Source organism: Escherichia sp. AM3 (assembly GCF_032029835.1).
In the GTDB taxonomy this organism is placed as follows: domain Bacteria; phylum Pseudomonadota; class Gammaproteobacteria; order Enterobacterales; family Enterobacteriaceae; genus Escherichia; species Escherichia coli.
Genome location: NZ_JAVUPQ010000948.1, coordinates 1 through 275, shown reverse-complemented (window position 1 = coordinate 275; position 275 = coordinate 1). Strand labels below are relative to the sequence as shown.

Annotated in this window: 1 protein-coding gene; it reads right to left on the bottom strand. The window is 55.3% G+C overall.

Annotation, left to right across the window (positions count from 1 at the left end; all coding sequences use genetic code 11):
- Positions 1 to 275 (bottom strand): ABC transporter substrate-binding protein (locus RTW80_RS29185; protein WP_312721613.1); only part of this gene is annotated, 275 nt, incomplete at both ends.

The window sequence follows — 275 nt, the reverse complement described above, 5'->3', positions numbered from 1 at the left end:
CCAGAGGGTCACTTCCGCGCCCTTATCCAGACCCGCCTGCTTCAGCAGCGCTTTCGCTTTTTCCGGATCGTAGCCGTAATCCTTCAGGTCTTTGTTAAAGCCGAGCATGTTCGGCGGGATCGGCGATTTAGCGACCGTACCAGACCCCATAAAGACCGCGTTAACAATGGCCTTTTTGTCCGTTGCGTAATTCAGAGCCTGGCGCACCAGCACGTTATCAAACGGTTTTTTCTCCGTGTTGAACGCCAGGTACCCCACGTTCAGCGCATCCACCG